The 15,777-nt window shown below is 70.5% G+C and carries 17 protein-coding genes; 13 read left to right on the top strand and 4 right to left on the bottom strand.

All coding sequences use genetic code 11. From position 1 onward, the window contains the following. Positions 1–148 precede the first annotated feature (148 nt). Complete coding sequence (locus OHA77_RS23740; protein WP_406311697.1) at positions 149–1,486, bottom strand: hypothetical protein; 1,338 nt, start codon at positions 1,484–1,486, stop codon at positions 149–151. A gap of 156 nt (positions 1,487–1,642) precedes the next feature. Here OHA77_RS23740 and OHA77_RS23735 point away from each other — a divergent pair, with 156 nt between their 5' ends. The 5 genes from OHA77_RS23735 to OHA77_RS23715 all read left to right on the top strand — a co-directional run bounded on the left by OHA77_RS23735 (position 1,643) and on the right by OHA77_RS23715 (position 6,134). Further along, on the top strand, positions 1,643–2,275 hold the full coding sequence (locus OHA77_RS23735) for a helix-turn-helix domain-containing protein (RefSeq protein WP_326826071.1): 633 nt from the start codon (positions 1,643–1,645) through the stop codon (positions 2,273–2,275). Positions 2,276–2,487: 212 nt separating this feature from the next. Beyond that, a complete protein-coding gene (locus tag OHA77_RS23730) occupies positions 2,488–2,997 on the top strand; it encodes a hypothetical protein (protein WP_326826072.1) in 510 nt (169 codons plus the stop codon). Positions 2,998–3,251: 254 nt separating this feature from the next. Continuing rightward, positions 3,252–3,476, top strand: coding sequence for a ferredoxin (locus tag OHA77_RS23725; protein ID WP_326826073.1), 225 nt, complete (start codon positions 3,252–3,254; stop codon positions 3,474–3,476). Next, complete coding sequence (locus OHA77_RS23720; protein ID WP_406311696.1) at positions 3,466–4,860, top strand: NAD(P)/FAD-dependent oxidoreductase; 1,395 nt, start codon at positions 3,466–3,468, stop codon at positions 4,858–4,860. The genes OHA77_RS23725 and OHA77_RS23720 overlap by 11 nt, the downstream gene beginning before the upstream one ends. 29 nt (positions 4,861–4,889) lie before the next feature. Beyond that, positions 4,890–6,134, top strand: coding sequence for a cytochrome P450 (locus OHA77_RS23715; RefSeq protein ID WP_406311695.1), 1,245 nt, complete (start codon positions 4,890–4,892; stop codon positions 6,132–6,134). A gap of 108 nt (positions 6,135–6,242) precedes the next feature. On the opposite strand, the gene OHA77_RS23710 is transcribed toward OHA77_RS23715, so the two are convergent. The 3 genes from OHA77_RS23710 to OHA77_RS23700 all read right to left on the bottom strand — a co-directional run bounded on the left by OHA77_RS23710 (position 6,243) and on the right by OHA77_RS23700 (position 7,523). Then, on the bottom strand, positions 6,243–6,689 hold the full coding sequence (locus OHA77_RS23710; protein ID WP_406311694.1) for a hypothetical protein: 447 nt from the start codon (positions 6,687–6,689) through the stop codon (positions 6,243–6,245). Positions 6,690–6,782: 93 nt separating this feature from the next. Next, positions 6,783–7,136, bottom strand: a complete 354-nt coding sequence (locus tag OHA77_RS23705) for a VOC family protein (protein WP_406311693.1) — start codon at positions 7,134–7,136, stop codon at positions 6,783–6,785. A gap of 120 nt (positions 7,137–7,256) precedes the next feature. Further along, positions 7,257–7,523, bottom strand: coding sequence for a hypothetical protein (locus OHA77_RS23700; protein ID WP_406311692.1), 267 nt, complete (start codon positions 7,521–7,523; stop codon positions 7,257–7,259). A gap of 113 nt (positions 7,524–7,636) precedes the next feature. On the opposite strand from OHA77_RS23700, the gene OHA77_RS23695 reads away from it, so the two are divergent. From OHA77_RS23695 to OHA77_RS23660, 8 genes are all read left to right on the top strand, one after another. Next, positions 7,637–8,221, top strand: coding sequence for a TetR family transcriptional regulator (locus tag OHA77_RS23695; RefSeq protein WP_406311691.1), 585 nt, complete (start codon positions 7,637–7,639; stop codon positions 8,219–8,221). A gap of 299 nt (positions 8,222–8,520) precedes the next feature. Further along, complete coding sequence (locus tag OHA77_RS23690; RefSeq protein WP_406311690.1) at positions 8,521–9,690, top strand: homogentisate 1,2-dioxygenase; 1,170 nt, start codon at positions 8,521–8,523, stop codon at positions 9,688–9,690. After that, positions 9,672–10,481: a hypothetical protein gene (locus OHA77_RS23685; protein WP_406311689.1), complete on the top strand. Its 810-nt coding sequence runs from the start codon at positions 9,672–9,674 to the stop codon at positions 10,479–10,481. The genes OHA77_RS23690 and OHA77_RS23685 overlap by 19 nt, the downstream gene beginning before the upstream one ends. After that, positions 10,481–11,641: a fumarylacetoacetase gene (fahA, locus tag OHA77_RS23680; protein ID WP_406311688.1), complete on the top strand. Its 1,161-nt coding sequence runs from the start codon at positions 10,481–10,483 to the stop codon at positions 11,639–11,641. The genes OHA77_RS23685 and fahA overlap by 1 nt, the downstream gene beginning before the upstream one ends. 143 nt (positions 11,642–11,784) lie before the next feature. Further along, entirely contained in the window at positions 11,785–13,035 is a 1,251-nt protein-coding gene (locus tag OHA77_RS23675) for an Ig-like domain-containing protein (RefSeq protein WP_406311687.1), read from the top strand. 54 nt (positions 13,036–13,089) lie between these two features. Next, entirely contained in the window at positions 13,090–13,524 is a 435-nt protein-coding gene (locus tag OHA77_RS23670) for an NfeD family protein (RefSeq protein WP_326826086.1), read from the top strand. Position 13,525: 1 nt separating this feature from the next. Next, positions 13,526–14,596 (top strand): SPFH domain-containing protein, encoded by a 1,071-nt coding sequence (locus OHA77_RS23665; protein WP_406311686.1) that lies wholly within the window; start codon positions 13,526–13,528, stop codon positions 14,594–14,596. Positions 14,597–14,713: 117 nt separating this feature from the next. Then, on the top strand, positions 14,714–15,772 hold the full coding sequence (locus tag OHA77_RS23660; protein ID WP_406311685.1) for a hypothetical protein: 1,059 nt from the start codon (positions 14,714–14,716) through the stop codon (positions 15,770–15,772). Positions 15,773–15,777 lie beyond the last annotated feature (5 nt).

Here is a 15,777-nt window from a genome sequence, read left to right as displayed (position 1 = left end):
CGGCTGAGATCATTGGGCACGAGCAGGCGCCACGTCTCGGTTGCGGGGAAACGCGCCGAAGGCCGGAGGAACAGAGCGGCCCGCGCCCCGAGGAACGGGCGCGGGCCTCTCTGCCAGGATGCCGGGATGCGATGCCGGGACGCCGGGATCAGGCGGTGGTGAGGTAGACCTGGCTGAACGCCTCAGCGATCTTCTTCAGGTCGGTGGTCACGTCCACCTCGGGGGCGGTCGGGTTGTAGACGGCGGCCAGCCGGCGCTTGATCGGGGTGAGCTTCTTCAGCTCCTCCCAGGCGGTCAGCCGGCTCTCGGCGCCCTGGGCGTTCTGGACCCGGGTCCAGAGGTTCACCTGCTGGGCGGCGCCGTCCATGACGGGTGTGGACGCCCGGACGGCGACCTGCTCGGGCGTGACCTCACCCACCAGGCCGGTCTCCTCGGCGGCGATCTGGGCCAGCACGTCCCACGAGCGGGCGCGGACCTGGATCCACTGGTTGCGCTGGGCCTTCTCGGCGTCGATCTTCCAGGTCCCGTAGCCGCCGTACAGCAGGCCGGTGTCCAGGGAGATCTGGTCGACGCGGTCGGCGCTCAGCAGGGATTCCACCTTCTCCGGGATGACCAGCGGGTAGCGCTTGCGCATCTCGGTCTTGCAGGCCTCCTCCGCACCGCAGGCGAGCTCGGGCACGACCGTGTGCAGGCCCAGCCGCTTGCCGGGGGCCGCCTGGCGCAGCGCGGTCGACGCGGCCGTTACGAAGGCGGTGATCTCGTCGTCCGTCGTGAACGCCGTGTTGTAGCCGAGCTGCGAGGTGAAGCGGATCCCGGCCACCTCCGGCCGCGCGGCCAGCGCGCCGATCCGCTTGACGGCCGCGGCGAAGGTCGCGGTGCCCGCCTTCCAATCGTCGGCCAGCTCGGTGTCGAGCCAGACCCGGACCCCGGTGGCCTTGGCGGCGGTGACCGCCTGGCCGGCGGGGGTCTGCGCCGCCGCGGTGACGTCCTGCGCGGCCGGGGCGAAGCTCTGCGCGGCCGCGGTCCGGTTGGGCGAGGCGGAGGTGCCGGTCTCCGGCCGGCTCACCGTGCCGTCGCCGCCCTCCCCGCTCCCGTCGACCGAGCACTGCTGGCCGGGCTCGCACTCGGGGGTCCCGCCGTCTTCGGCGCCCTCGGGAGCCGGGGAGTTCTCGTCACCGACGGTGCCGTCGCCCTCCAGATAGGGGCATTCGCTCCCGGCGGCGGAGCAGTCGAGGAAGTGCCCCTCCGACGGGGTGGCCTCCTTGAGGTTGGCGTTGTCGTTGGCCGCCCAGAACATCGCGACGTCGAGGGCTTCCTCCGGTTTGGCCAGCCACTGGCACATGACGTACGAAGGAGCGTCCGCGCTCAGCAGGTCGTTGCAGCTACGCGGGTCGTCCTGTGAGTAGGCGGCGACCGTGGGGGTCACGACACCGACGACCGCGAGCATGGCACCGACGGCGAGCGCCCGCCGCAGAGTGAATCGCATGTCCTGAAACTCCCGGGTAAAGCCAGTCAAAAGAATCTCCCGCACTCTACCGAGATCACCGCCGTCCTAACAGGGACTGACAGGAAATCTTGACCTCCTCCCGTTCCCGGCACCCCGGATAATCGGGAGCATGCTCCCAGTCCAGCAGGTGCCCTGATGGCCGCCGAATCGTCGCAGACACTGGAACGCGGCCTCCATCTGCTCCGCCTGCTCGCCGACGGCCGGCCCGGTCGCACGCCCACCGAGCTCGCGGCCGAGCTCGGGCTGAGCCGCCCGGCGGTCTACCGCCTGCTCACCACCCTCCAGAGCGAGGGCTTCGTCCGCCGGGACGGCGACGGCCGCGTCCACCTCGGGTTCGGCGTCCTCGTCCTGGCACGCGCCGTTCAACCGCTGCTCCGCGAGGGCGCGCTGCCCACCCTGCGCAGGCTCGCCGAAGAGGTCGGCGCGACCGCACACCTCACCGTGGCCGAGGGAGACGACGGCCTGGCGGTGGCGGTGGTCGAACCCTCCTGGACGGACATGCACGTCGCCTACCGCGAGGGATCCCGCCACCCGCTCACCCGGGGCGCGGCCGGATTGGCGATCCTCGCCCTGCGCCAGGGCCGTACCGCGTATGTGACCACCGAGGGCCAGCTCCAGGAGGGCGCACGGGGCATAGCCGCCCCCGTCACCGGAGTCCCCTGGCTGGAGGCCTCCGTGGGAGTGGTCGCTTTCACCCCCCTCGTCCCCGAATCCGTCGGCCCCCGCGTGGCGGCCGCCGCCGCGGAGCTGGCCGCCTCCCTGGTCTGACCGTGTTATAAAAAACTATATTTTCGATTGAATCGCCGTCGAAAATGATCTATACGGCGCGAGCGGCGCGCATGTCCCACCGCACCGGAAGCGCCTTATTACGGTTACCGCCTCTTCTCTTCTCGCAGGTCGGAGCGGAAACAGCTTTTCCGCTGCCTTTCCGGGCGCCGAATTGCGTTGACCGGCGAACGGGAATTCGTCATATTGGCGCAATGATCTCTCTACGTCCCCTCGCGGGAGTGATCCTCACATCCGTCCTGCTGACCGGCTATGCCGCCGCTCCGGCGACCGCCTCCACCCAGGCGCCCGTCGCGTCCTCCTCGGTCCAGGCGGCGAGCCGGCCGAGCAACGGCAAGATCCTCTACGACCGCTACCGTGGCGGACGGGGCACTCTGAAGATCAAGAACGGCACCGGCAGGGACGCCGTCGTCACCCTCGTCCGGGGCAGGACCAAGACGCTCAGCCTCTACGTCCGGGCCAGGTCGACCGCCAGCGCCAAGGTGGTCGAGGACGGCACCTACCGCGTCTACTTCACCGGTGGCCACCAGTTCAGCACCTCGAAGCGCAGATTCGCCAAGAGCGCCACCTACCAGCGCTTCGACCGGAAGCTGCGGTTCACCACGACCTCGACCAGCAGGACCGTCTGGACGCTGACCCTCAATCCCATCAGGGGCGGGAACGCCAGCACGAGTGGCGTCAACCCGAAGGACTTCCCCGCCTGACCGGCGCATCACCCGAACGAATCACCCACGCCGGCCTGGTGCCCGCGGCTTCACGTCCATAGGAGTGCCTGGGGCCGGGCGATATGTCGCTCGAGATCTCCGTGGGAATGCCCCATCCACCACCGTTTACCAGGAGTCCGGCAAAGATCGCACCAAATGGCGCAACACGACGATCACCGATGACCTCCGCCCTGATCGGCGATCTACGCTGAGCAGCACCTGATGACCGAACCCATCGAAGGGACCGGGTCCTCATGCGGCTCGTCGTCGATCTCAACCGCTGCCAGGGATACGCGCAGTGCGCGTTTCTGGCACCGGATGTCTTCGTCATGCACGGCGAGGAGGCCCTGATGTACGACCCCGGGGCCGACGAGTCGCAGCGCGAGCAGATCACGAGGGCCGCGGCGGCGTGTCCGGTCCAGGCCATCCTGGTCGACCAGGTCGACCAGTTGGAGGAGGCGCGGGCCCATGTCCGTTGACGGGCCGGCGGCGACGTTCCGACGCCGGGGCCGCATAGTCGTCGTCGGCGCCTCGCTGGCCGGTCTGCGGGCCGCGGAGACCCTCCGGGAGGAGGGTTTCACCGGAACGCTGACCATGGTCGGCGACGAGCCGCGCGAACCCTACGACCGGCCGCCGCTGTCCAAGCAGGTCCTGCTCGGAAGGACGCCGGCGGACGGCACCGCTCTTCCCCGGCGCCGCGCGATCGACGCGGAGTGGCGGCTCGGGGTCGCCGCCACCGGGCTGGACCTGACCGAGAAGCGGGTGCGCCTGGCCGACGGGCAGGAGGTCGCGTTCGACCGCCTGCTGATAGCGACGGGCACCCGTGCCCGGCCGTGGCCCAGGGACGCGGAGGCCGACCTTGACGGCGTCTTCGTCCTGCGCACCAGTGACGACGCCGCCCGGCTGGACCGGCGGTTGGCCGCCGGGCCCCGCCGGGTGCTCGTCATCGGTGCCGGGTTCACCGGCTCCGAAGTCGCTTCCGCCTGCCGCGAGCGGGGACTGGAGGTCACGGTCGCGGAACGTGGCCCGGCCCCGCTCGTGGGAGCGCTCGGCGGAGTCATCGGCGCGGTCGCGGCGGAACTGCAGCGCGAGCACGGTGTCGATCTGCGCTGCTGCATCACGGTGACCGCGCTCGAAGGCGACCCGGCCGGGCGGCTCAGACGCGCCCATCTGTCCGACGGCACCGCGCTGGACGTCGACGTGGCGGTGATCGCGCTCGGCGCGATGCGCAACACCGAGTGGCTGGCGGGTTCGGGGCTCGGCGCCGGTCCTCGGGGAGTCGCCTGCGACGCCGGGTGCCGGGCCTTCGACGTCCACGGCATCGTCACCGACGACATCTTCGTGGCGGGCGACGTCGCCCGCTCCCCGCATCCGCTCTTCGGCTACCAGTTCCTCTCCCTGGAGCACTGGGGCAACGCGGTCGCGCAGGCCGAGGTCGCGGCCCATAACATGATCAGTGCCGGACCCGACCGCCGACCGCACCTGTGGGTGCCGGCCTTCTGGTCCGCCCAGTTCGGCGTGAACATCAAGTCCGTCGGCGTCCCGCCCATGGGCGAGGAGATCGCCGTCACCCAGGGTTCCCTCGCCGGGCGCCGCTTCGCCGCGGCCTACGGCTTCCAGGGGCGGGTCATCGCCGCGGTCACCTTCGACCATGCCCGATGGATCGACTTCTACCGCGAGCGGATCGAGGCGGCCGCGCCGTTCCCGCCGGACTTCACCGGCGTCGACCGGCCCCCCGAGGGGATCCGGCCCGTCTCCGCCGACTTCCCGGACCCCGCCCTGCCCACCCACGGGCCCACCGTCACCCTGAGCGGCTACTCGCCCAGCGATCGGCGGCTCACCTTCACCCCGGCCCGTGCCTGACGGCAGGGTCTCCACGCCGGAGGCAACCGATGACGTCGGGAACCCTGCTGTACCAGATCACCGACTACGCCAACCGTGCCGATCCATACCCCCTGTACGCCGAGCTCCGCCGGACACCGGTGGCACGGCAGGACGACGGCGTCTACGCGGTCAGCACCTACTGGGAGATCAGCAGCCTGCTGCACGACCCGAGGCTCAGCTCCGACGCGCGCAACCGCGTCCCCCTGGCGGACGGCTCCCTGCCTCCGGACCCGGAGGAGGACAGCACTCTGCCGCCCAGCTTCCTGCGGCTCGACCCGCCCGAGCACGACCGGATGCGCCGGCTGGCGACCCGGCCGTTCGGTCCGCCGAACTGCCCCCGGCGGATCCACGACATGTACGGCGAGCTCGCCCGGATGGTGTCCGGCCTGATCGACGGCCTCGACGGCCGGGAGCAGGCCGACATCGTCGACGACTTCGCCTACCCGTTCCCGGTGATGGTGATCTGCAATCTGCTGGGCGTGCCCCACCAGGACGAGGCGCGCTTCCACGGCTGGGCGGACGCGATCGTCTCCGGTCTCGACCCCAATCCGGCCGAGGGCCCGGCCGAGCGGCAGCGCGTCGCCCAGCAGGCCCGGACCGAGCTGGGCGGCTACCTCGCCGGCCTCATCGAGGAGCATCGCCGTGCACCCGGCCACGACATGCTGTCGGCCCTGGCCACCGAGGCGGGGCCGGACGGGCGGATGTCGCAGCTGGAGCTGATCACCACCGCCGTCCTGCTGCTCATCGCCGGCCACGAGACCACCGTCAACCTGATCACCAACGGGACGCTCACCCTGCTGCGCCACCCGGAGGTCCTCGGCCGGCTGCGTGCGGATCCCGGCCTGGCCGTACCCCTCGTGGAGGAACTGCTGCGCTACGAGCCGCCGGTGCAGCTCCTGCCGCAGCGCACCGCCCTGGCCGACATCGACGTCGCGGGCACCCTCATCCCGAAGGGTTCGCCCGTCTGGCTCATGCTGGCCTCCGGAAACCGCGATCCCCGGCGCTTCACCGACGCCGACCGGTTCGATCCCGGACGCCGGGACAACCAGCATCTCGGCTTCGGCAGCGGCATCCACTACTGCTTCGGCGCGCCCCTCGCCCGGCTGGAGGCGCAGATCGCGCTGACCGAGCTCGCCCGCCGCCTCGTCAACCCCTCGCTCGTGGCGGACCCGCCGCCGTACCGGCAGAATCCGGTGCTGCGCGGCCCCCGCCACCTCCCGGTCGCCTTCGACGGCCTCGCCACACGGTTCTGACGACAGTGCCTCGGACCCCGGGATGATCTCGCCGCCATACGGCCATGCTGTGACCATGGTCGGAATGCCGCAGGGGCGGCAGGCCGAGGTGAACACCGCAGCCGGTGACTACCCCAGATCGAAGGCGACGTCACCGAGGCGGATCGTGCGGACACGTGGATCGTCGAGGATCTCGCGCAACGCGCCGACCGGTTCACCGGCCGCGATGTAACCGTAGATCCGTCCTTCGGCGGCGGATTTGCGCAGGCGGTTCAGGTCGAGGCCGAGGGCGCTCAGATTGCGCTCGTCATGGTCACGGAGCCCGCCCACCCAGCGCCGGAGATCCTCGATCGCCTCTGTGCCCCGGGCGGAAACCTCGCTCCCCTTCTCCGAGGGCTGCTCGACGAAGATCCTCGTCACAGAACTCCAGCCGAAGGGTGTGCGATCCACGGAGCCGCCACCGGCAGAGGAGAGCAGCAGCCTGTCGGGCGAAGAGAGCCCGTCACCGTAGCGTTCCTCGGCGAACTCCTTGAACTCCGAGCCGGTCAGGGGCTGTTCGAAATTTTCAAAGATCATGATCTCGCCTCGCCACCGGCCCTTGTAGGTGAAGCGTCATGGGGTGCCGTTGTCTTCTCGGCCGCTTCGGCCGGCCTCGGCGGTTGCCCGCCGTCAGAAGCGCGGTTCGAGGAACTCCAGGCGGTTGCCGTGCGGGTCTTCGCTGTAGAAGCGGCGCATCCCGGGGAAGTCGTCGTCGAAGGCGACCGGATAGCCGGCCTCGGTCAGCCGCCGGGCCCACTCGTCGAGGTCGCGGACCAGCAGACCGGGGTGCGCCTTACGGGCCGGGCGGAAGTCCGCCTCGACGCCCAGGTGCAACTCGATGCCGTGACCGCGGAACCAGCACCCGCCGCGTGCGGCGAGCACAGGTGGCTTAGGGATCTCGGTCAGCCCGAGCACTCCTCCGTAGAAGCCCCGCAGCACTGTCTCGCTTCCGGGCGGGCAGGCCAACTGGACGTGGTGCAACATCGCCGCTCCTCAGAAGTATCTTGATGTGAAGGTATTTCTACCTGAAGCAGACCCCTGGCTGCGAGTGCCAAGCACCGCGCCCAGCTCTGACCATCGCACGGGCGCAACCGGGCCGACCCGTCATCTGGTGGCACCGGCCGGGCGGCGGCGCACCTCCGTGTGGACCCGCAGCAGCGCCGGGACCAGCACGTACACGACCACCGGCACGACGACACCGGTCAGGATCAGCGTCCGGACGGGCAGCGGCAGGGCGGCGATCAGGCCACCCAGCAGCAGCTGGGTCACGGTGATCATGGAGTAGACCGCCAGCCAGGTGAGCAGCGCCCGGTGGTGCACGGACGGGGCGGCGGTGGTGGTGGTGGTGGTGGGGGTGCGGGGGACGGACATGACGACCTCTTCGGTACAGGAGCCGGCTCCAAATTCCAACTCGTTGGTTGGAGTTTGGCATACCTACGGAAAAAATCCAACCAACGAGTTGGAATTTGCCGTACGCTGAGGTCATGGCATGGGACACGGCGAAGACCAGGCAGCTCCTGCTGGACGCGGCGGTCGGTGAGTTCGCCGAACACGGGCCGCAGGGGGCGCGGGTGGACCGCGTCGCCGCGAAGGCCGGAGTGAACAAGGAGCGGATCTACCAGTACTTCGGCGGCAAGCAGCAGCTGTTCGGCGCCGTCCTGACCCAGGAACTGGAGAAACTGGCCGCGGCCGTGCCGCTGGACGCCGGACTGGCCGCCGACCTCGGCGAGTACACCGGACGCGTCTTCGACTACCACAGCGCGCACCCGCACTTCGTGCGCCTCCTGCACTGGGAGGGCCTGCAGGCCGGGGACGACCAGGTGGCCGCCGAAGCGCAGCGGGCCGCCCACTACGCCGACAAGGTCGCCGCGCTGGCCGCCGCGCAGCACGCCGGGACGCTCGGTGACGCGATCCCACCGGCAGAACTGCTGTACGCGGTGATCGCGCTGGCCGGCTGGTGGTTCTCGACACCCCAGCTCGCACGGATGATCATGGCGGGCGCAGCGGACGACGGCCCGCGGACCCGGCGGGAGGCGCTGGTGCGCCTGGTACGCAAGCTGACCGTCTGAGCCGCACGCCAGGCCTCCGGCACGACGATCTCCCATCTCGGGCGCTGACGGCCGGGTTCACACCCCGAGTTTCTCGTTCGGCAGAATGCTGGTTTGGTCTTCGGCAATCTGCCGGTTCATGTATCCGCAGGTTGCCGGTGCAGTCAGGCGGTGGCAACCCCGAAAGTCACCTTCGTCGACACCGGACTCGCCGCCCGTCTCACCACAGGAGCGTGGTTGACATCGCCCATGCCATGGCAGATGGTTGTTCGTATAAAGGACATTAGCGTCCGATAAACGGACAAGCCTGGGAGAAGCGGATGCCGTACTACCGCGCCGTGGGAGAGATCCCCCGCAAGCGCCATGTGCAGTTCCGGCGGCCCGACGGCGGGCTGTACGCCGAGGAGCTGATGGGCGAGGAGGGGTTCTCCAGCGACTCGTCCCTGCTCTACCACCGGCACCTCCCCACGGCGATCATCAAGGCGGAGGCGGTCGAGCCGGCGGCCGGCGGCACGCTGAGCCCCAACCTGCCCCTGTCCCCCCGCCACTTCCGCACCCAGGACCTGCCGGTGGGCGGCGACCTGGTGACCGGGCGCGGGCTGCTGGCGGGCAACGCCGACGTCCGCATGTCGTACGCCGCGAGCGAGACCCCCGGCGAGCTCTACCGCAACTCGATGGGCGACGAGTGCGTCTACATCGCGAGCGGCCGGGTCAGGTTCGAGTCGACCTACGGGGTGATCGAGGCCGGCGAGGGCGACTACGTGGTCATCCCGACCGGCACGATCCACCGCTGGGTCCCGCAGGGCCGCGTCACGGCCTTCACCATCGAGGCGGCGGGGCACATCCGGCCGCCCAAGCGCTACCTGTCCACACACGGCCAGTTCCTGGAGCACGCCCCCTACTGCGAGCGCGACCTGCGCACCCCGCAGGAGCCGCTGACCGTCGAGGGCGAGGAGGTTCCGGTGCTGGTCCGCACGCGTGGCGGGCTCACCCGGCTGGTCTACCGCGACCACCCGTTCGACGTGGTCGGCTGGGACGGCTGCCTGTACCCCTACGCGTTCAACATCAACGACTTCGAGCCCATCGTGAAGCGGACCCACGCCCCGCCGCCGGTGCACCAGACCTTCGAGGGCCCGAACTTCGTGATCTGCTCGTTCTGCCCCCGGCCGCTGGACTTCCACCCGGACGCCGTCCCCATCCCCTACAACCACCACAACGTCGACTCCGACGAGCTGATGTTCTACGCGGGCGGCGACTACACCGCGCGCAAGGGTTCGGGCATCGACGTCGGCTCGATCTCGCTGCACCCGGCCGGGTTCACGCACGGCCCGCAGCCGGGCGCCGTGGAGGCCGTCATCGAGGCGGTACGGCAGGGGCACACCCAGACGAGCGAGCTGGCCGTGATGGTCGACACCTTCCGCCCGCTCGACCTGGGCCCCGCCGGCCTGTCCGTCGAGGACCCCGCCTACGCGTGGACCTGGGCCCGATGATCCCGACCCGCGAGGGCTCGGTGCCGGGAGCGCTCTTCCGCGGGCTCGTCGACGACGCGGGACTGTTCCCGCCGACCGCGCTGCCGATGGCCGAGGCCCTCCGGCGGCACCGGGCCGACCTGGCCGGGGGCAGCCCGGTGCTCACCCACCGCTTCCTCTGCCCGGCGAGCCGCCTGCCGGAGCTCCGCGCCCACCTGGACTCCCCCGTCCGGCTCGGACTGATCCTGGACACCCCGGACGTGCCGCCGCTCGACGGCCTCACCGTCGAACTGGTCGAGGTGCCGGGTGGCCGTGCCGTCGCCCTGGACGTCCCGACCCGCCAGTTCGTCGAGGTCACCGCGGCGCAGCTCCCCGTGGACCCGCCTCCCGGGGTGGGCCTGAAGATCCGGTGCGGCGGACCGACCGCGGCGGCCTTCCCCACCGCCGGTGAGCTGGGCTCCTTCATCACCTACTGCGCCGAGCACGCCATCCCGTTCAAGGCGACCGCCGGGCTGCACAACGCGGTCCGCCACTTCTACCCGCCGCTGGGCACCGACCGGCACGGCTTCCTCAATCTGGTCCTCGCGGTCTGCGCGGCGGTGGCGGGCCGGGACCCGGTGCCGGTGCTGAAGACGACGGACGTGGGCGAGTTGGTACGGCTGGCGCGGGCCGTACCGGACGGCGTCGCCGAACGCGCCCGCGGGCTGCTGGTGTCGTACGGCTCGTGCAGCACGAGCACCCCGATCGAGGACCTGCGGGCCCTCGGCCTGATCACCGGCACGACCGCCGGCGTAGTAGAGGAGAACGCGTGATGTCCTGGGGTCTGGAGCACCTGCCCTACGGGGTCTTCTCCCAGCACGAGGGGGAGGTCCCGCGTGTCGGCGTGCGGTACGGCGAGCACGTGGTCGACCTCGCCGGGGCCCTGCACGACGAGGTGTTCGCCACCGGGTCGCTCAACGCCTTCATGGCCAGGGGCGCGGGCGCGTGGCGGGACACCCGGGCGGTGATCCAGAACAAGCTGAGCACCGACCGGGCCGCGATCGAGGCGCATCTGGTCCCGCTGGAGCGGGTCACCCTGCACCTGCCGATCGAGGTGGCCGACTACGTCGACTTCTACTGCTCGCTGGAGCACGCCGCCAACCTGGGCCGGATGTTCCGCCCCGACGAGGAGCCGCTGAAGCCGAACTGGCGGCACCTGCCGGTCGGCTACCACGGCCGGGCCGGGACCGTCGTGGCGTCGGGCACGCCGATCGTCCGGCCGTCCGGACAGCGCGGCGCCGGGGTCTTCGGCCCCTCGGCCAAGCTGGACATCGAGGCGGAGCTGGGGTTCGTGGTCGGCACGCCGACGGCCCTCGGGATGCGGGCCGGCCGGTTCGAGGACCACGTGTTCGGAGTGGCGCTGGTCAACGACTGGAGCGCCCGGGACATCCAGGCGTGGGAGTACGTCCCGCTGGGTCCGTTCCTCGGCAAGTCCTTCGCCACCTCGATGTCACCGTGGATCACCCCGCTGGCGGCCCTGTCGGAGGCCCGCGTCCCGGGCCGGGAGCAGCAGCCCGAGCCGCTGGACTACCTGCGCCGCCGGGAACCGTGGGGGCTCGACCTGACGCTGGAGGTCACGCTGAACGGCGAGGTCGTCTCCCGCCCGCCGTACCGGGGGATGTACTGGACGCCCGACCAGATGCTCGCCCACCTGACCGTCAACGGCGCCGGTCTCCGCACCGGGGACCTCTACGCCAGCGGCACGGTCTCCGGCTCGGAGCCGGGCGAGCAGGGTTCGCTGATCGAGCTGGCCTGGAACGGCGCCGAACCGCTCAAGCTGCCCGACGGATCGGCCAGGGCCTTCCTGGAGGACGGCGACACCGTCACGATCACCGCGTCGGCCCCCGGCCCCGGCGGCACCGTGATCACCTTGGGTGAGGTGTCGGGGACCGTCCTGCCCGCGAGGGACGGGGGCGGCCGGAACCCGGCCTAGCGCGCCGAGCACAGCCCCGATCACCGGCCCGATCCCTTTCCGCCGCATTCCGGCCGCACCCATCGTCACTCAATGTGCTCATCTGATAACTCGTCGCTAGTGTGGGGTTCCCGACCATCCGCCGACCCCGAAGGCAGGAATAGATGCGGCGCGCCGCGGGATGCCTCCCGATCGTTCTCCTCCTCCTCACGGTCACCGGTTGCTCGTCGGTCATGGCCGGTGACGACCAGCCGGAAACGGCCGATGTGACGATCTCGCCGCCACTGAACTCGACGGAGGCCGACACCCGGCAGGGGCTGATCGTCCGGGCCGGATCGGGCACGCTGACCGGGGTGACCGCCTACCTGGACGGCGCCCCGGTGCCGGGCCGGTTCGACGGCACCCGGTCCACCTGGCGTTCCGACTGGGCCCTGGCTCCCGACCGGGAGTACATCGTCAACGTCACCACGGCGGCGGACGGCACGACGGCGACGACCTCCGGAAGGTTCCGCACGCTCACCCCCGCCCGGACCTTCCAGGTCGAGTCCGTCATCCCGGCTCCCGACGAGACCGTGGGCGTCGGCATGCCGGTCATCGTCGACTTCACCGCCCCGGTGGAGGACAGGGCGGCCGTCGAGCAGGCCCTGGAGGTGCGCTCCACCCGGCCGGTCGAGGGCGCCTGGCACTGGGTGAGCGACACCCAGGTGGTCTACCGCCCCCGCCGCGAGTGGCCGGCCCACCAGCGGGTCTCCTTCACCGCGCACCTGTCCGGCGTCCGCGCGGCCAAGGGCGTGTACGGCACGGCCGACCGCACGGTGCCCTTCGCCGTCGGCCGGGAACAGGTGAGCCACATCGACGCCGAGACCCACCAGATGCGGGTCGTGCGGGACGGCGAGGTGGTCCAGCGGATGGCGATCAGCGCCGGGATGGCCACCACCGAGGAGTACACCACCACCAGCGGCATCCACCTGACCATGGACAAGGCCGATCCGGTCCGGATGGTCTCCCCCGGCCGCAAGAAGGGTGAGCCCGGCTTCTACGACGTCATGATCGACCATGCCGTCCGGATCTCCAACAGCGGCGAGTACGTGCACGCCAAGAACAACGTCTGGGCCCAGGGCCGGCAGAACGTCAGCCACGGCTGCGTCAACGCCCGGCCCGACCAGGCCGCCTGGTTCTTCGGCTCCTCGCTGCGCGGCGACCCCGTCGTCATCAGCGGCACCGACCGTGAGCTGGAGTGGAACAACGGCTGGGGCTACTGGCAGCGCTCCTGGGAGGAGTGGCTCAAGGGCAGCGCCCTGCACGCCGCCGTGCCGCCCCGGCTCCTGCCGACCGCGCTTCCCACGCCGGCCGTCGATGACGGCAGCACAAACCCAGTCAAGCCTGACGATTCTCCGAGTGGCGGCATACGGTAGAGGAAAGGAACCTCTCAGGCACCTGCCCCGTTTGACAACGTAGGAGGGCCGAGCATGGACGACTGGTTGATCTGGCTGATCTTCGCGGTGGTGCTGGGTGTCGCGGAGATCTTCACGCTGACCACCGCCCTGGGCATGCTCGGCGGCGCCGCCCTGATCACGGCCGCCGCCGCGGCACTCGGCCTGCCGATCCCCTTTCAGCTGGTGGTCTTCGCGGCATCCCTTGCCGCGGGTGTGATCGTGGTCCGGCCCATCGCCAAACGCCAGCTCAGGCAGGTGCCCTCCGGTAAGCGGTTCGGGGTCCAGGCGCTCGTCGGCAAACCCGCCTATGTCGTGCGCGAGGTGACCGGCCGGGAGGGCCGGGTACAGATCGGCGGTGAGGAGTGGTCGGCCAGGGCCTATGACGAGACGCTGGTGATCCCCGTGGGGGCGACCGTCGACGTCATCGAGATCGAGGGCGCCACCGCGCTCGTATATCCCCGGGAGTGACATGGATGCATTCTTGATCGTCGTCCTGCTCATCGTGCTGTTCGCCGTGCTGACGGTGATCCGCTCGGTGCGCATCGTCCCCCAGGCCCGAGCCCGCAACGTGGAACGGCTCGGCCGCTACCACAGCACTCTCAAGCCGGGCCTGAACTTCGTGATCCCCTACATCGACCGGGTCTACCCGATGATCGACCTCCGCGAGCAGGTGGTCTCCTTCCGCCCGCAGCCGGTGATCACTGAGGACAACCTCGTCGTCGAGATCGACACCGTGCTGTATTTCCAGGTGACCGACCCCCGGGCGGCCGCCTACGAGATCGCCAACTACATCCAGGCCGTCGAGCAGCTCACGGTCACCACGCTGCGCAACGTCGTCGGCTCACTGGACCTGGAGATGACGCTCACCTCGCGTGACACGATCAACAGCCAGCTGCGGGGCGTGCTGGACGAGGCGACCGGCAAGTGGGGCATCAGGGTCAACCGGGTGGAGATCAAGGCCATCGACCCGCCGAAGAGCATAAAGGAGGCGATGGAGAAGCAGATGCGCGCCGAGCGTGACAAGCGCGCCGCGATCCTCAACGCCGAAGGCCAGCGGCAGTCGCAGATCCTCACCGCCGAGGGCGACAAGCAGAGCGCGGTGCTGCGCGCCGAGGGTGACCGGAGCGCCGCGATCCTCAAGGCCCAGGGCCAGTCCCAGGCCATCGACGAGGTCTTCCAGGCGGTCCACCGCAACGACCCGGACCCCAAGCTGCTGGCCTACCAGTATCTCCAGATGCTGCCGGAGCTCGCCAAGGGCCCGGGCAACACGTTCTGGGTGATCCCCAGCGAGGTCACCTCCGCGCTGCAGGGCGTCTCCAAGGCCTTCACCGAGGCACTGCCGCAGTCGGCGGCCACCCGTGACGCCCCCGTGGTCAGCGCGGACGCGTCCAGGGAGGCGGCCCAGGCGGAGCAGGCCGCGGCCGAGGCGGTGGCCGAGGCGGAGGCCGCGGACCTGGGCCCCCGCCAGCTCGGTGCCGGTGCGGCCCTCGCCGACCCGCTCGCCGACCTGCAGGAGAACCGCCGGCACACGACCCCCTGACCCCCGATCCCGTACGGCCGGCGCCCGGCCCTCGCAGGCGCCGGCCGTCCTGCCGGGAGGCTCCGGCACGCCGGAAAGAACCGCATAATACTAAGCATGCTTAATGATGGACGCCCCATGGCAGCCAACCGGGCACTGCTCTGGGGCATCGCGGCCAGTGCGGTCCTGACCGGGCTGGTGTGGCTGCTGGGCGAGCGGCTGCACGGCATCCGGCTCCTGCCCGACCAGGGCGCCTCCTGGTACTACTGGAAGCTGCCGGAGCCGACCGTGTGGACCCGCGCCTCGGCGTGGCTCGGCTACGCGGCCCACCAGCTCTCGGCATGGGGTCTCATCTACTACGCCCAGACCAGGGTCCGCCGCTACAGCAACGGCCTGCAGCCGGTCAACGTCGTGGCGCTGGCGGTGAACTTCGGCTTCATCGTCCTGCACGTGCTGCAGACCCACCTGTTCTACGACGGGCTCGCGCAGGACGTGTCGATCTTCAGCTCGCAGGGGTCGGTGGTCATCCTCCTGGTCGTGGTCCTGCTGATGGAGAACAGGCGCCGGGGGCTCTTCGTCGGACGCCCGGCCCCCATCTCGGCGGAGGTGGTGGGCTTCGCCCGCAAGTACCACGGCTACCTGTTCAGCTGGGCGGCCGTCTACACCTTCTGGTACCACCCGATGGAGAACACCAGCGGGCACCTCATCGGCCTCTTCTACATGTTCCTGCTCCTGCTCCAGGGCAGCCTGTTCATGACCCGGGCCCACACCAACCGCTGGTGGACCATGTCCCTGGAGCTCCTCGTGGCCGTGCACGGCACCCTCGTCGCGATCATGAGCTCCGGCCCGGACGGCGCCTGGCCGATGTTCCTGTTCGGCTTCCTCGGGGTCTTCGTGCTCACCCAGATGCACGGGCTGGGGCTGTCCGGCAACATCAGATGGCTGCTCGCCGCCCTCTACGCCGGCTCCGTCCTGCTGGTCTACAACGGCCGCGGCCTGGGCGGCCTCGACGAGGTCGTGCGCATCCCCGCGATCGAATACCTCCTGGTCGGCGTGCTGGCCGTACTGACCTGGCTGGGCCTGCGGACCGCCCGGCTGGTCACCGCACGCCGGGGCGGCGGGGACACCCCCGAAGAGCCCGAAGAGCCCGGAGCGCCCGGGGCGCCCGGGTCGACTGCCGCTGTGCGCAGGGTTTGATCGGG

It is taken from the genome of Streptosporangium sp. NBC_01639, from assembly GCF_045209755.1.
In the GTDB taxonomy this organism is placed as follows: domain Bacteria; phylum Actinomycetota; class Actinomycetes; order Streptosporangiales; family Streptosporangiaceae; genus Streptosporangium.
The sequence above is the reverse complement of the archived record's forward strand: the minus strand, read 5'-3'. Positions and strand labels throughout refer to the sequence as shown.

What these genes read in the sequence shown, in the direction of transcription:
- OHA77_RS23740 (WP_406311697.1), bottom strand. Translation starts at nt 1,486, where the DNA reads ATGCGATTCACTCTGCGGCGGGCGCTCGCCGTCGGTGCCATGCTCGCG.
- OHA77_RS23735 (WP_326826071.1), top strand. Translation starts at nt 1,643, where the DNA reads ATGGCCGCCGAATCGTCGCAGACACTGGAACGCGGCCTCCATCTGCTC.
- OHA77_RS23730 (WP_326826072.1), top strand. Translation starts at nt 2,488, where the DNA reads ATGATCTCTCTACGTCCCCTCGCGGGAGTGATCCTCACATCCGTCCTG.
- OHA77_RS23725 (WP_326826073.1), top strand. Translation starts at nt 3,252, where the DNA reads ATGCGGCTCGTCGTCGATCTCAACCGCTGCCAGGGATACGCGCAGTGC.
- OHA77_RS23720 (WP_406311696.1), top strand. Translation starts at nt 3,466, where the DNA reads ATGTCCGTTGACGGGCCGGCGGCGACGTTCCGACGCCGGGGCCGCATA.
- OHA77_RS23715 (WP_406311695.1), top strand. Translation starts at nt 4,890, where the DNA reads ATGACGTCGGGAACCCTGCTGTACCAGATCACCGACTACGCCAACCGT.
- OHA77_RS23710 (WP_406311694.1), bottom strand. Translation starts at nt 6,689, where the DNA reads ATGATCTTTGAAAATTTCGAACAGCCCCTGACCGGCTCGGAGTTCAAG.
- OHA77_RS23705 (WP_406311693.1), bottom strand. Translation starts at nt 7,136, where the DNA reads ATGTTGCACCACGTCCAGTTGGCCTGCCCGCCCGGAAGCGAGACAGTG.
- OHA77_RS23700 (WP_406311692.1), bottom strand. Translation starts at nt 7,523, where the DNA reads ATGTCCGTCCCCCGCACCCCCACCACCACCACCACCACCGCCGCCCCG.
- OHA77_RS23695 (WP_406311691.1), top strand. Translation starts at nt 7,637, where the DNA reads ATGGCATGGGACACGGCGAAGACCAGGCAGCTCCTGCTGGACGCGGCG.
- OHA77_RS23690 (WP_406311690.1), top strand. Translation starts at nt 8,521, where the DNA reads ATGCCGTACTACCGCGCCGTGGGAGAGATCCCCCGCAAGCGCCATGTG.
- fahA (WP_406311688.1), top strand. Translation starts at nt 10,481, where the DNA reads ATGTCCTGGGGTCTGGAGCACCTGCCCTACGGGGTCTTCTCCCAGCAC.
- OHA77_RS23675 (WP_406311687.1), top strand. Translation starts at nt 11,785, where the DNA reads ATGCGGCGCGCCGCGGGATGCCTCCCGATCGTTCTCCTCCTCCTCACG.
- OHA77_RS23670 (WP_326826086.1), top strand. Translation starts at nt 13,090, where the DNA reads ATGGACGACTGGTTGATCTGGCTGATCTTCGCGGTGGTGCTGGGTGTC.
- OHA77_RS23665 (WP_406311686.1), top strand. Translation starts at nt 13,526, where the DNA reads ATGGATGCATTCTTGATCGTCGTCCTGCTCATCGTGCTGTTCGCCGTG.
- OHA77_RS23660 (WP_406311685.1), top strand. Translation starts at nt 14,714, where the DNA reads ATGGCAGCCAACCGGGCACTGCTCTGGGGCATCGCGGCCAGTGCGGTC.